This window comes from Achromobacter marplatensis (genome assembly GCF_002209535.1).
In the GTDB taxonomy this organism is placed as follows: domain Bacteria; phylum Pseudomonadota; class Gammaproteobacteria; order Burkholderiales; family Burkholderiaceae_B; genus Achromobacter; species Achromobacter marplatensis.
Window position 1 is genome coordinate 190,389 of record NZ_NJIG01000003.1, and the last position, 14,167, is coordinate 204,555.

Genomic DNA, 14,167 nt, shown 5'->3' on the forward strand with positions numbered 1-14,167 from the left:
ACAGGCGGCGCACGGCAGAGTGACTAGTCACCCAGTCAGCACGGCACCGGGGCATTGCGGCGGGCGTAGAACCACCAGGTGATCACCATGCAGGTGGCGTAGAAGCCGATGAAGCAATACAGCGCGGCCTGCACGCTGCCTGTCATTTCCAGCGACGTACCGAAGCTGCGGGGAATGAAAAAGCCGCCGTAGGCCCCGATGGCGCCGGAAAACCCCAGCACGGCCGCCGATTCCTTGGCCGCTTCGCTCATGGCCTGCTTCTGGCCGGCCGCGCCCTTGCCGGTGGCCGCCTGCGTGCGTTCGCGCAGGAAGATCACGGGGATCATGCGGAAGGTGGACCCGTTGCCCAGGCCGGTCAGCGCGAACAGCACGATGAACATGGCCAGGAAGCCGTTGAAGTCGCCGCCCTGCCCGGCCACGGGCAGGAACATCACCACGCCCAGCACCGCGGCGATCATTCCGGCGAAGGTGAGCAAGGTGACGCGCGCGCCGCCGAGCTTGTCGGACACCCAGCCGCCCACCGGACGCGTGAGCGACCCCACGAGCGGCCCCAGGAAGGCGTAGGCCGTGGGGTCGACGTTCGGGAACAGGGTCTTGGTCAGCATGGCGAAGCCCGCCGAGAAACCGATGAAGGAGCCGAAGGTGCCCACATAGAGCCAGCACATCAGCCAGTTGTGCTTGCGCTTGAAGATCACGGCCTGGTCGGCAAACGACGCGCGGGCGTCGGCGATGTCGTTCATGCCGAACCACGCGGCGATGGCCGCGATGGCGATGGGGATCACCCAGATGAAGCCGGCGTTCTGCAGCCACAGGTTCTGCTGCGCGCCATTGACGGTGATTTCCTGCGGGGCGCCGCCGGCCACGCCGAAGACGCCCACCGAGATCACGACCGGCACCACGAACTGCGCGAGCGAGACGCCCAGGTTGCCGATGCCCGCGTTCAGGCCCGTGGCCAGACCCTTCTTTTCCTTGGGGAAAAAGAAGCTGATGTTGGCCATGCTGGAACTGAAGTTGCCGCCGCCCAGGCCGCACAACAGCGCCAGGATCAGCAAGGTGGGGAACGAGGTGGTCGGGTCGCGCAGCGCGAACCCCATGCCCAGCGCCGGGATCAGGAGCGAGGCCGTGGAAATGGCCGTCCACTTGCGGCCGCCGAAGACAGGGACCAGAAAGGAATAGAAGATGCGCAACGTGGCGCCCGACAGCGCCGGCAGCGCGGTCAGCCAGAACAGCTGATTCTTCGACAGCATGAAGCCCGCGCGATCCAGGTTGACCACTACCACGCTCCACAGCATCCAGATGCTGAACGCCAGCATCAGGGCGGGGATGGAGATCCAGAGGTTGCGGTTGGCGACGCGCGCGCCGGTCTGCTTCCAGAAGCCGGGATTATCGGGCTCCCAACGCGACAGGACTTGAGTGGACATGATGAAGGCTCTTTGTAGGGGTGGGAAGGATCAGGCGGATTGCTTGGCGACGGCCGCCGACGCGCTGGCCGCGCTTTCGGGCCGGAAACTGAAGTGCATGAAGATCAGCGATACGCAGACCGTGCCGTACAGCAGCATGAAAGCGCTGGAGCGCACGCCGGTCAGGTCGAGCAGCACGCCGAACAGGATGGGCAGCACGAAGCCCCCCAAGCCGCCGGCCAGGCCGACGATGCCGGACACGGCGCCGATGTTCTCGCCGAACTCGTCCGAGATGAACTTGAAGACCGAGGCCTTGCCGATCGCCATGGCGATACCGACGATGAAGAGCAGCACGGTGAACGACACCGGTCCCAGCGCGATGCCGAAGCTGCGCGGACCATTGGCGGTCATGATGGTGAATTCGGTTTGCGGATAGCTCAGCAGGAAGAACGCCACCCAGCACACCCACATCACCCACCAGGTGGTCTTGTAGGCGCCGTGGCGGTCCGAGATCCAGCCGCCCAGCGCGCGCAACACGCCGCCGGGCAACGAGAAGCAGGCCGCCAGCAATGCGGCCAGCTTCATGTCGAAGCCGTATTCGCCGATGTAGTACTTGGTCATCCACAGCGCCAGCGCCACATAGCCGCCGAACACCACCGAGTAGTACTGGCAGTAGCGCCAGACGCGCGGGTCCTTCAGCATGGCGAACTGCGCCGACAAGGAGGCGCCCCGCGTGACGCGGTGCGCCGGGTCGGAGGCCGAGAACATCCAGAACAGCACGGCCGTGACAAGCAGCGCCACCGCATACACCTGCGGCACGATGACCCAGGCGCCGCCGGCGGCGGCGATCAGCGCCGGCGCCACGAACTTGGTGATGGCCGACCCCGAATTGCCCGCGCCGAACACGCCCATCGCCAGCCCCTGCTTGTTGCGCGGGAACCAGCGCGCCACATACGGCGTGCCGACCGAGAACGAGCCGCCCGTCAGGCCGACGAACAGCGCCAGCACCAGGAACTGCCAGTATTCGGTGGCGTAGGACAGCAGCCAGATCGGCACCACCGCCAGCAGCATCAGGATGAAGAACACCGGCCGGCCACCGTAGCGGTCGGTCCAGATGCCCAGCGGCACCCGTACCAGTGACCCGGTCAGTACCGGCATGGCGGCCAACAGGCCGAATTGGGTTTCGGACAGGCCCAGTTGCGCCTTGATGGGGATGCCCAGCACCGCAAAGATCATCCAGACCGCGAAACAGATGGTGAAGGCGAACGTGCTGGAAATCAGGACCCGCATCGGCCTGCCGGATGGGGAAGTTGCTGCTGTCATGGTTACTCTCGCTTGGCTCACGGATACAGGGAATTCAGGGCTCTAGCCTAGGGACCGCATGCCCGTGCCGCCATTCGCCGGCTGACCATCCGGCCCCGCCAATGTGCCTAGTCACTGCCGGGTTCCCGGGCATGTTTGCGCCAGATCAAACAATCGCGCTGGCGGGTGGGCAGGCGCAGGATTAATATGCATTTCAAATACACCTTTAATCCGACAGACCGCCATGCCTCCGCTGCTGACCATCGACGAACCCGCTGCGCCCGCCCGGCAGCCCCGCCCCCAATGGGGCGCTTTCACCGAAATGGGGTTCCGTCCGCTGTATCTGGCGGGCTGCTTCTGGGCGCTGGCGTCCGTATGGCTGTGGGTGCATGCGCCGGCCCGCATCACGGGCGTCATGGGCGGCATGTTCTGGCACGCGCACGAGATGCTGTGGGGCTTCGTTGCCACCATCGCCGTGGGCTTCCTGCTGACGGCGGGCGCCAACTGGACGGGCAAGAATCCGTTGCGCGGCAACGCGCTTGCGGGCCTGTGCCTGCTGTGGATCGTGGCGCGCGCGGGCTATCTGGTGCCGGGCCGGCCCGCGTTCCTGGTGGCGGCCGCGGCGGATCTGGGCTTCTTCCTGTGGGGCGCCGCCGCCTTGGGCCGCGCCGTGTGGATGACGCGCAACCAGCGCAATGCGGGGGTGCCTTTCCTGATGCTGGGGCTGGCCGCCGCCAACGCCATGTACCTGTGGGCCGTGGTGCAAGGCGATTATCTTGCCCTGATGCGTTACTTCAACGCCGGGCTGCTGTGCATGGCGGTACTGACGCAGCTGATCGCGCGCCGCGTCCTGCCCTTTTTCGCCAAACGCGCCGTGGCGGGCCTGGATATCCCCGCGCACACGCGCAGCGGACATTGGCAGTTGGGGCTAGGCGTGGTCGCCATCGCCTGCCTCACGGCCGACGCCCCGCGTTTGGCCGCGCTGGCGCTGGCGGCGACCGGACTGATCGCGCTGGCGCAATGGGTCTCCTGGAAACCCTGGGCCGTGCGCCGCGTGCCGCTGCTATGGATTCTGTATGCGGGCTATCTGGGCGTGGGGATCGGCCTGCTGGTGGGCGCCGCGCATCTGGCCGGCTACGTCGTGCGCCCGGCCTGGCCCGCGCATGTGATCGGGGTGGCCGGGTTTTCGGTGCTGATACTGGGCATGGTCACCCGCACCGCGCTGGGCCACCTGGGACGGCCGCTGCAGACCGACCGCAGCATGGTGGTCAGCTACGCGTTGATGATCCTGGCGGCGTTGCTGCGCCTGGCCGCCCTGCTGCCCACTGCCGCCACGGTCGGCTTGCTGCATGCCGCCACGACAGCCTGGGTGCTGGCCTTGGCGCTGTACCTGTGGCGCTTTTTCCCGATGATGATTCGCCCGCGCGCCGACGCCGCCAAGTCGGCGGCACCCGTCATTCGCGTGGTGCCCGTGGCCCGACGCACCTGACGCCGGGCGCCGCCCATCAGTCGCGGCCTTCGCGGCGCTCGATGGCCGCGATTTCGCGCTTCATCGCCTTGAGCCAGGACTTCAGCAGGCCCTGGTCCGAGAACTGCATGACTTCGTGTTCCAGTTCGCGGATGTATTCCTGTATGTCGACGATATCGGCGTCCAGGTCTTCCATCACCGTTTCCGGGTCGAACGAGGCGAACGGATCCAGGTCGTAGCGCAGCTTGAAGCCTTCTTCCGCGTAGGCCGCCTGGTGCAGGACGTCGTCCAACTGGGCTTGCAGGACGGCGTTGACTTGCGGCAGGCGCGCCTCGTCGATGTCGGCGGCCGTGTCCACATCGGCTTGAAGGTCGGGATTCTGCGCAGCCTGGCTGACGCGCACCTGCTCGGCGTCGTGCAGGGCTTGCCATGCCACGGCATTCGGTGTGTTGCTGCGGGTGGCCAGACGCGCCAGCGCCAGCAGCTCCTCGGCTTCGTCGTCTACGTATTGGTCCTGGATCAGGGCAAGCAGCCGGGCTGGCGACAACACGCCCGGGTCGGTGTCCGGATCCAGCCCCAATGCATCCGCCAGTTCCACCTTGGCGTCTTCGGTCTCGTCGGCCGCATCCGCGTCATAGTCCGACCCGCCGTGCTTTTTATAAAGCACTTTCAGGCGCCCGGTGTCGCAGGCCGCCGGCAGCTCGCTCTTGGCGGCCAATTCCAGCAGTTCTTCGGAAAACTCCACCACCAGTTCAGACACGAATTCGCGTTCCGACTTGGACAGCCCCATGTTCTTGTGCGCGTGGTCGAAGCACAGCACCAGCTTCATGCGCAGTTCTTGCAGCTTTTGCTCCAGCGGCGACAGCCCTTCGGAATACTTGCGCTGGTAGTCGGCCTCAACCGCCTGCCATTGCCGCACGCGGGCGCGTTCCGTCTCCAATCGGGCTTGAAGGCGTTCGAACAACTGCCGCGGACTTTCGAGGGGATGCTCACCCATGGACCTGCTCCTTGCTGACCTGCTATTGAAAATAGCCGCCACTATAACGACTAGCCAGTCACGCCGCGGCGGAACTTGCGCCCAGGCGTGCCAATTCGACGCGATTGCCGCCCAGCGCCTTCGCGCGGTACAGCGCATGGTCTGCCGCGGCAAGGCCGGCGGCCAACGGCGGCACGTCGCCGTCGAACTGCGCCAGGCCGACGCTGACGGTGGCCGGTATCCCCACGCCCCGCGCAGGATCCGCCATCGTCTCGGCGAAACGCCTGACGATGGCTTCGGCCAGCAGGTGGGCGCGGCGCGCGTCGTCGCCCGACAACAGGCACGCGAACTCTTCGCCGCCGATCCGGGCCAGTACGGCGGCCAGGCCGACCGTGCCCTGCGCCACGCCCGCAAACGAGGTCAGGACCTTGTCGCCCGTTTCGTGGCCGTGCAGGTCGTTGATCGATTTGAAATGGTCAAGGTCGAACGCAAGCATGGCAACGGGGCCCTGCCCGGCCGGGCCGCCGATGACGCGCGCGCCCTGCTCGAAGAACCACCGGCGGTTACCCAGCCGGGTCAGATAGTCGGTCTGGGATTCCTGCAGCAATTGGCCATGCGTTTCTTCGCGGATCAGCTTGACCAGCGTCATGGGCAAAATGACCGAATACAGCACGCCCTCGTACATGGTGATGTTGCTGGCGGCCCTCAACACCTCCTGGCCGAAGGTCGCCACCATCCAGGGCAGCACGCCCGCGCGGCCGGCATACAGCAACGCATGAATGGCCGTCACCACCACGATGATCCGTCGGGCCGGCAGCGCTTGCATGGCTCGGCACCGCAACATCTCCAGCGACGTCATGCCACTGATCAGGGCAATCGGCACCGCGCTGGCGTAGGCCCACACGACATCCTGCCATCGCGTCCCGGTCACCGCCCACACCAGCGCCATCACCGCCAGCAGCGCCACGGATCCGGCGCGGTATTGACGCCCCCGCAGGGACGCCACGCCGTTGAGCACCAGCAGATAACCCGAAAGAATGACAAGGTTGCTGAGCGCCGAGCCGAACGCTCCGGGAAGATCCCGCCGGAACAGGACCAGCACGCATCCCATCGCCAACGTGGCAAAGCCAGTTCCCAGCATGCGCAGCGTCTTGCTGCGCAGGGGATGGGCCCGAAGCTCCCAGAAGATCATCCCCGCGCTGGCCAGCAGCGTCCCGATGATAAGGAGATATAGGGTATGGAGATCGACGTACATGCCGTAGAAGAGGCGCATTGCGCCGGTACTTCGCGGCGACGGCCGGATTTTACGTTGAATTCCAGACAACCATATGGCGAAAACCCCTCTTGAAAACCTTCGTTAATAACGCTAATCATTATTATTAATATAGAATCTCGGCTGTCCGCAACATCCTGACTGGCAGCCCAGATGTCACTGCCCTCTTTCGCGGGCCACCCTTCCCGAACCCAGCGCCTGATCCTGATCGCCGCCGCCCTGTTGCTGGCCGTGCTGATCGCGGTTGCGTACGGGTTGATGGGGAGTCAAGGCCCCGCCCCCGCCCGCCCGCCCGAATACGGGCAAATTCCCGTGGCTGTCAGCGTAGCCGCCGCCCGCATGGGCCCGCTGCAACGCGATCTGCACGCGCTGGGCACCATCACGCCGCTGGCGCAGGTGACTTTGCGCAGCCAGGTCGACGGCGAACTGGTCCGCCTGCATTACACCGAAGGCCAGGCCGTCACCCGGGGCCAATTGCTGGCCGAAATCGACGCCCGGCCCTATCGGGCCGCGCTCGCCGCCGCCGAGGGAGAACTGGCGCGCACCCAGGCGTTGCTGGACAACGCCCAGGCCGATTTGCAGCGCTACCGGCGCCTGGCGCGCCAGGAATCCGTGGCGGGTCAGCAACTGGACACCGCCGAAGCCCAGGTGCGCGCGTACACCGCGCAGCGCCAATTGAACCGGGCCCAAGTCGCCGATGCCGAACGCCTGCTGGGTCATACGCGCATCGTCGCCCCGCAGGACGGCCGCATCGGCCTGCGCCGCATCGACGCCGGCAACCACGTGCGGGCCGACGATGCCAACGGCCTGACCACGCTGGTGCAGACGATGCCGATTTCGGCGATCTTCAGCATTTCCGAGACCCGGCTGGACATCCTGCGCCGGGCGCAGGCCAAGACGGCGGTGCTGCGGGTGCAGGCCTGGGACGCGGACGACCGCCGCATCCTGGCCGAAGGCACCCTGGAAGCGCTGGACAACCGCATCCAGACAGCCAGCGGCACCGTGCGCCTGCGCGCCCGCTTCGACAACGCCGACGAATCGCTGTTTCCCAACCAGTTCGTGAACATCAGGCTGGCCGTGGTGCAGCAGGACAATGTCATCACCATTCCGTCGGCCGCCGTGCAATATGGCTCCGAAGGCGCCTTCGTGTTCGTCATCGGCGACGACCAGCGCGCCACGCGCCGGGTCCTGCAACTGGGTTCCGCCAACGCCGGCCACGTGGTCGTGGAAGCGGGCCTGGCCGTTGCCGAGCGCGTCGTAGTCGAAGGCGTGGACCGCCTGCACGACGGACGCGACGTCCAGATCGTCGAGCCCCTAGCCGTCCCGCCCCTTACCTGATCCGCGCATGAGCCTGTCACGCCCTTTCATCCTGCGCCCGGTCGCAACGTCCTTCCTGATGATCGCCTTGCTGCTGTCGGGCATCCTGGCCTGGCGCATGCTGCCAGTCGCCGCCCTGCCGCAGGTGGATTACCCGATCATCCAGGTCACGACCCAGTACCCCGGGGCGAGTCCGACCGTCACGGCGCGCGCGGTCACGGCGCCGCTGGAGCGGCGATTCGGGCAGATCCCAGGCTTGAAACAGATGTCGTCCACCAGCGGCAGCGGCATTTCGGTGATCACGTTGCAATTCTCGCTGGACGTATCGCTGGGCGTGGCCGAACAGGAAGTGCAGGCCGCCATCAGCGCCAGCGGTTCGCTGCTGCCGACGGACCTGCCCACGCCCCCCATCTACCGCAAGGTCAACCCCGCCGACGTGCCCATCCTGACGCTGGCCGTCACGTCCGATTCGCTGCCGCTGCCCAAGGTCTACGACCTGGTGGACACGCGTATGACGCAACGCCTGTCGCAACTGTCCGGCGTGGGCATGGTCAGCCTGACCGGCGGACAACGCCCGGCCGTGCGGGTGCAGGTCAACCCGATGGCGCTGGCCGCCCGCGGCTTGCAGCTGTCCGACGTGCAGGAAGCCATCAGCAAGGCCAATTCGAACCAGCCCAAAGGCAGCTTCGACGGCCCGGTGCGCTCGGTCATCATGGACGCCAACGACCAGTTGCAAAGCGCGGAGGAATACCGCGAGCTGATCGTCGCCTGGAAGAACGGCGCACCGGTGCGGTTGGGCCAGGTCGCCACGATCGAGGACGGCGCTGAAGACCGCTACCTGGCCGCCTGGGTCGACAAGCAGCCCGCCGTGCTGGTCAACATCCAGCGCCAGCCAGGCGCCAACGTCATCGCCGTGGCCGATCAGGTCAAGGCGTTGCTACCCCAGCTGACGGCCAGCCTGCCCGCCGCGGCACAGGTGCGCATCCTGACCGACCGCACCGAGAGTATCCGTGCGTCGGTCCGCGGCGTGCAGTGGGAACTGGTGTTCGCCGTGGGCCTGGTGGTGTTGGTGACCTTCCTGTTCCTGCGCAACCTGCCCGCCACCCTGATCCCCAGCCTGGCGGTGCCGCTGTCCCTGATCGGCACCTTCGGGTTCATGCATCTTGCCGGGTTTTCCACCAATAATCTGACGCTGATGGCCCTGACCATCGGCGCGGGCTTCGTGGTGGACGACGCCATCGTCATGCTGGAGAACATCGCGCGCTACCGCGAGCAGGGCCACAGCCCCATGTCGGCCGCGCTGAAAGGCGCCGGCCAGATCGGCTTCACGCTGGTGTCGCTGACGCTGTCGCTGATCGCCGTGCTGATACCTCTACTGTTCATGGAAGACGTGGTGGGCCGGCTGTTCCGCGAATTCGCCATCACGCTGGCGGTGGCCATCCTGATATCGCTGGCGGTGTCGCTGACCCTGACGCCGATGATGTGCGCGCGCCTGCTGCCCGCGCACGTGGAATCCCGTCCCGGGCTGCTGGACCGCGTGCAGGCCCGCTACGCCGGCTGGCTGGACGTGACCTTGCGCCACCAGCGCCTGACGCTGCTGGTCATGGTGGCCACCGTGGTGCTGACGGGCCTGCTGTACCTGGCGGTGCCCAAGGGATTCTTCCCGGTGCAGGACGGCGGCGTGCTGCAAGGCGTGACCCAGTCGTCGCAGAACACCTCATTCGACGCCATGTCGCGCCGCCAGCAAGCGGTGGCGCAATCGCTGTTGGCCGACCCGGACGTGCAGAGCCTGTCGTCGTTCATCGGGATCGACGGCATGAACACCACGCTGAACACCGGCCGCCTGCTGATCAACCTGAAACCCTGGGCCGAGCGCAGCGCCCCGCTGGCAGACATCATGGCCCGGCTGGACTCCCGCGCCCGCGAGGTGCAGGGCATTTCGCTCTTCCTGCAGCCCGTGCAGGAACTGAACATCGAAGACCGCGTCAGCCGCGGCCAGTACCAGTTCACGCTGACCTCGCCCGACAGCGCGCTGCTGACCCAGTGGAGCCACGCGCTGATGCAGCGCCTGGCGCAATCGCCCGAATTGGCCGAGGTCTCGTCCGACCTGCAAGGCGACGGCCGCCAGGCCTTCCTGCAAGTCAACCGCGACACCGCCGCGCGGCTGGGCGTGACGATGGACGACGTGGTGCAGACGCTGTACAACGCGTTCGGCCAGCGCCAGGTCGCCACCCTGTTCACCCAGTCCAACCAGTACCGCGTGGTGCTGGAAGTGGACCGGCGCCTGGCCTTGAGCCCCGACGCGCTGGAACGCATCCATCTGCAGACCGAAGACGGCCAGGCGATTCCGCTGTCGGCGCTGGCCACCGTCAGCGAGCGCGCCGTGCCGCTGGCCGTGAACCACCTGTCGCAATTCCCCGCAGTGAACCTGTCGTTCAACCTGCCGCCGGGCGGCTCACTGGGCGAGGCCATCGCCGCCATCGACACCGCCCAGCGCGACATCGGCATGCCGCCCAGCGTCGAACTGCGCCTGCAGGGCGCGGCGTCGGCGTTCCAGGCGTCGCTGTCCAACACGCTGTGGCTGATGCTGGCTGCCGTGGTCACGATGTATCTGGTGCTGGGCATGCTGTATGAAAGCGCCATCCACCCCGTCACCATCCTGTCGACCCTGCCGTCGGCCACGGTGGGCGCGCTGCTGGCGCTGCTGCTGACAGGCCGGCCGCTGGACCTGATCGCCGTCATCGGCATCATCCTGCTGATCGGGCTGGTGAAGAAGAACGGCATCATGATGGTGGACTTCGCGCTGGAAGCCGAGCGCGCGCGCGGCCTGCCGCCTGAAGCCGCCATCCGCGAGGCCGCGCTGCTGCGCCTGCGCCCCATCCTGATGACGACGCTGGCCGCCTTGTTCGGCGCGCTGCCGTTGATGCTGGCCACGGGCTCCGGCGCCGAATTGCGCCAGCCGCTAGGCTGGGTAATGGTGGGTGGGCTGCTGGTCAGCCAGGTGCTGACGCTGTTCACCACCCCCGCGGTCTACCTGTTCTTCCACCGCCTGGGCCAGCGGCGTGGCGTTGCCGCCAAGCCCGCCCGGACTGACGGGCCCGCGGCATGATCCGGGCGTTGCTGCACCGGCCTGTCGCCTGCATCTTCCTGGCGCTGGCGCTGACACTGCTGGGCGCGGTGGCCTGGCGCCTGTTGCCGGTGGCGCTGCTGCCCCAGGTGGATTTCCCCACCATCGAAGTGCGTGCCGACCTGCCGGGCGCCAGCCCCGAAAGCATGGCCAGCACCGTGGCCGCGCCGCTGGAGCGCGCCTTGGGCAGCATCGCCGGCGTCAGCGCCATGACCTCGTCCAGCAACCAGGGCGCCACGCGCGTCCAGTTGCAGTTCGACCTGGACCGCGACATCAACGAAGCGGCGCGCGACGTGCAGGCCGCCATCAACGCGGCCCGCGCCGAATTGCCCGCGGGTATGCCGGGCAACCCCAGCTACCGCAAAATCAACCCGTCGCAGGCGCCCATCATGGCGCTGGCGCTCAGCTCCCCTACCCGCCCGGCCGGCCAGCTCTACGATCTGGGCGCGACGGTGCTGGCGCAGAAGATCTCGCAGATCAACGGGGTGGGCGAAGTGACGATGGGCGGCAGTTCGCTGCCCGCCGTGCGGGTGCAGGTCAATCCCAACGCACTGGCCCACTATGGCGTGGCGCTGGATGAGGTGCGCGCGGCCATCTCGGATGCGGCGCCCATGCGGCCGCAGGGCCAGCTGGATTCGGCCGGCCAGCGCTGGGAAGTCGGCACGCCAGCCCAGCCGCGCACCGCCCAGGAATACGAAAGCCTGATCGTGCGCCACGAAGATGGCGCCGTCATCCGGCTGGCGCAGGTGGCGAAGGTCAGCGATTCGGTGGAAAACCGATACAGCAGCGGCTTTCACAACCGCAACCCGGCCGTCGTGCTGACCATCAGCCGCCAGCCCGGCTCGAACATTATCGAAACCATCAAGGCCATCAACGAAGCCCTGCCCGGCCTGCGCGCGCTGATGCCGGCCGACGTGGACCTGACCGTGGCCCTGGACCGCTCGCCCGGCATCAACGCCACGCTGCGCGAAGCGCACGTCACGCTGGCGCTGGCCACGGCGCTGGTCATCCTGGTCGTGTGGCTGTTCCTGGGCAATGCGCGCGCGGCGGCGATCCCCAGCGTGGCCATTCCGGTCTGCTTGATCGCCACTTTCGCCGTCATGTACGTGTGGGGCTTTTCGCTGAACAACCTGTCGCTGATGGCGCTGATCGTGGCCGCCGGCCTGGTGGTGGACGACGCGATCGTCGTGCTGGAGAACATCTCGCGGCACATCGAACGGGGCCTGTCGCCCAGAAAGGCGGCGCTGCGCGGCGTGCGGGAAGTCGGTTTCACGCTGGTCGCCATGACCGTGGCGCTTAGCGTGGTGTTCGTCTCCATCCTGTTCATGGGCGGGCTGGTGGAACGGCTGTTCCGCGAATTCTCGATCACGCTGGTGGCAGCCACGGTGATTTCGCTGGTGGTGTCGGTGGCCATCATCCCCGCCCTGTGCGCGCGCTGGCTCAAGCCGGGCGCGGCGCATCAGGCGCCCCCCCCTCGTCCCTCTCGCATGCAGGCGGCGTTTGCACGGGTGCACGACTGGTACGGCGCGTCGCTGGCCCGTGTGCTGGGCCATGCGCGCCTGACGCTGTTGCTGCTGGCGGGCGTCATCGGGCTGAACGTCTACCTGTATGTGGACGCCCCCAAGGGCTTTTTGCCGGTGCAGGATACCGGCCAGCTGGTCGGCTTCGTGCGCGGCGACGACGGGTTCTCGTTCCAGGTCATGCAGCCCAAGATCGACCAATACCGCCAGCTGGTGCTCAAGCACCCGGCCGTGCAAGACGTCATCGGCTACAACGGCGGCGGGCTGGGCATCAGCAATTCGCTGTTCCTGATCCGGCTGAAACCCGTGTCTCAGCGCGACGAGTCCTCGACCGAGGTCATCAACTGGCTGCGTACGAACTCTCCGGCGGTGCCGGGTGGCATGTTCTTCCTGAACGTGGACCAGGACCTGCGCATGCCCGGCGGCTTCGGCAACTCGGGCGACCACGAACTGGCCATCATGGCCAGCGACGTGCCCGCCCTGCGGGAATGGTCCCGCAAGATCTCCAAGGCCATGCAGGCCATCCCGGAACTGCGCGACGTGGATGCCGAAGGCGATGGCGCCACCCAGCAGGTCGTAATCAACATCGACCGCAGCGCCGCGCAGCGCCTGGGCGTGGACATGAACACGATCAGCAGCGTGCTCAGCAATTCCTTCAGCCAGCGCCAGGTGGCCACCCTGTACGACGCCATGAACCAGTACCGGGTGGTACTGGAACTGGACCCCCGCTACACCGAAGACCCCGAGGTGCTGGAACAGGTGCAGGTCGTGGCCGCCGACGGCACGCGCGTGCCGTTGACGGCATTCGCGACGTACGAGAACGGCCTGGTCAACGACCGCGTCTTCCACGACGGGCTGTTCGCGGCCGTAGGCGTCGGCTTCTCGCTGGCCGAAGGCGTGTCCCTGGAACAGGGGCTGGCCGCCATCGACGCCACCATGGCAAAACTGATGGTGCCGTCATCCATCCAGACGCGCCTGGGCGGCGACGCCCGCAACTTCCAGCAAAGCGTGCAAGACCAGCCCTGGCTGATCCTGGCGGTGCTGATCGCCATCTATCTGGTGCTGGGCATCCTGTATGAAAGCCCGCTGCATCCGCTGACCATTTTGTCGACACTGCCTTCGGCGGGCGTGGGCGCACTGCTGGCGTTGCGCTTAGCCAACATCGAGTTCACCCTGATTGCGCTGCTGGGGCTGTTCCTGCTTGTCGGCATCGTCATGAAGAACGCGATCCTGATGATCGACTTCGCGCTCAGCCTGGAACGGCGTGAAGGATTGACGCCTGAACAGGCCATCCACCGCGCCGCAATGCTGCGCCTGCGGCCCATCGTCATGACCAATCTTGCGGGGCTGCTGGGCGCGCTGCCACTTGTGCTGGGCATGGGCGAAGGCTCCGAACTGCGGCGCCCGCTGGGCATCGCGATCGTCGGCGGCCTCATGATCAGCCAGTTCCTGACGCTGTACACGACGCCGATCGTCTACCTGGCGTTGGAACGGCTGCGGCTGAAAGTCCGCTCCACACGGGCCCGCACGGCTTAGTCCCATCGCCCTAGTCCGGCAGGACCAGTGCTTCGCATATCAATCCCCAGGCGTACATGGTAATGTCGGTGCGTGTATTCCGATAACAGCGCGTAACCACGGCGTTCCGGCGCCGACGCAGAAAAAGGGGACTATGCACGCGTCCACGCCACCCATTGTTTTTCCGCATCAAGTGGCGAACCCATCCCCGGTTTCTGATTCGTTGAAGCTTCAAACGCTGTTTACGTGATTGATCAGGCCGAAGAGAC

At 66.6% G+C, this 14,167-nt stretch carries 8 protein-coding genes; 4 read left to right on the forward strand and 4 right to left on the reverse strand.

Annotation, left to right across the window (positions count from 1 at the left end; translation table 11 throughout):
• Positions 1–35: 35 nt before the first annotated feature.
• On the reverse strand, positions 36–1,421 hold the full coding sequence (locus tag CEY09_RS07885; protein WP_088588214.1) for a NarK family nitrate/nitrite MFS transporter: 1,386 nt from the start codon (positions 1,419–1,421) through the stop codon (positions 36–38).
• Positions 1,422–1,451: 30 nt separating this feature from the next.
• Positions 1,452–2,723: an MFS transporter gene (locus CEY09_RS07890; protein WP_234818251.1), complete on the reverse strand. Its 1,272-nt coding sequence runs from the start codon at positions 2,721–2,723 to the stop codon at positions 1,452–1,454.
• A gap of 223 nt (positions 2,724–2,946) precedes the next feature.
• On the opposite strand from CEY09_RS07890, the gene CEY09_RS07895 reads away from it, so the two are divergent.
• Positions 2,947–4,191 (forward strand): NnrS family protein, encoded by a 1,245-nt coding sequence (locus CEY09_RS07895; protein WP_088588216.1) that lies wholly within the window; start codon positions 2,947–2,949, stop codon positions 4,189–4,191.
• Between the two features lie 16 nt (positions 4,192–4,207).
• Here CEY09_RS07895 and CEY09_RS07900 read toward each other — a convergent pair whose 3' ends face one another.
• Both CEY09_RS07900 and CEY09_RS07905 read right to left on the reverse strand, forming a co-directional pair.
• On the reverse strand, positions 4,208–5,167 hold the full coding sequence (locus tag CEY09_RS07900) for a molecular chaperone DnaJ (RefSeq protein ID WP_088588217.1): 960 nt from the start codon (positions 5,165–5,167) through the stop codon (positions 4,208–4,210).
• A 58-nt stretch (positions 5,168–5,225) separates the two neighbouring features.
• Positions 5,226–6,401 carry a GGDEF domain-containing protein gene (locus CEY09_RS07905; protein WP_088588537.1) on the reverse strand — a complete coding sequence of 392 codons (1,176 nt, stop codon included), beginning with the start codon at positions 6,399–6,401 and terminating at the stop codon, positions 5,226–5,228.
• A gap of 171 nt (positions 6,402–6,572) precedes the next feature.
• On the opposite strand from CEY09_RS07905, the gene CEY09_RS07910 reads away from it, so the two are divergent.
• From CEY09_RS07910 to CEY09_RS07920, 3 genes are read left to right on the forward strand one after another with little or no spacing between them, the layout of a single operon-like run.
• On the forward strand, positions 6,573–7,757 hold the full coding sequence (locus tag CEY09_RS07910) for an efflux RND transporter periplasmic adaptor subunit (protein ID WP_088588218.1): 1,185 nt from the start codon (positions 6,573–6,575) through the stop codon (positions 7,755–7,757).
• A gap of 7 nt (positions 7,758–7,764) precedes the next feature.
• Positions 7,765–10,845: a multidrug efflux RND transporter permease subunit gene (locus tag CEY09_RS07915; protein WP_088588219.1), complete on the forward strand. Its 3,081-nt coding sequence runs from the start codon at positions 7,765–7,767 to the stop codon at positions 10,843–10,845.
• Positions 10,842–13,919 carry an efflux RND transporter permease subunit gene (locus CEY09_RS07920; protein WP_088588220.1) on the forward strand — a complete coding sequence of 1,026 codons (3,078 nt, stop codon included), beginning with the start codon at positions 10,842–10,844 and terminating at the stop codon, positions 13,917–13,919. Before CEY09_RS07915 ends, CEY09_RS07920 begins: the two co-directional genes overlap by 4 nt.
• Positions 13,920–14,167: the final 248 nt, after the last annotated feature.

Bases quoted from the DNA above. Each gene is read 5' to 3' on its own strand.
- CEY09_RS07885 (WP_088588214.1), bottom strand. From the start codon at position 1,421: ATGTCCACTCAAGTCCTGTCGCGTTGGGAGCCCGATAATCCCGGCTTC.
- CEY09_RS07890 (WP_234818251.1), bottom strand. From the start codon at position 2,723: ATGACAGCAGCAACTTCCCCATCCGGCAGGCCGATGCGGGTCCTGATT.
- CEY09_RS07895 (WP_088588216.1), top strand. From the start codon at position 2,947: ATGCCTCCGCTGCTGACCATCGACGAACCCGCTGCGCCCGCCCGGCAG.
- CEY09_RS07900 (WP_088588217.1), bottom strand. From the start codon at position 5,167: ATGGGTGAGCATCCCCTCGAAAGTCCGCGGCAGTTGTTCGAACGCCTT.
- CEY09_RS07905 (WP_088588537.1), bottom strand. From the start codon at position 6,401: ATGTACGTCGATCTCCATACCCTATATCTCCTTATCATCGGGACGCTG.
- CEY09_RS07910 (WP_088588218.1), top strand. From the start codon at position 6,573: ATGTCACTGCCCTCTTTCGCGGGCCACCCTTCCCGAACCCAGCGCCTG.
- CEY09_RS07915 (WP_088588219.1), top strand. From the start codon at position 7,765: ATGAGCCTGTCACGCCCTTTCATCCTGCGCCCGGTCGCAACGTCCTTC.
- CEY09_RS07920 (WP_088588220.1), top strand. From the start codon at position 10,842: ATGATCCGGGCGTTGCTGCACCGGCCTGTCGCCTGCATCTTCCTGGCG.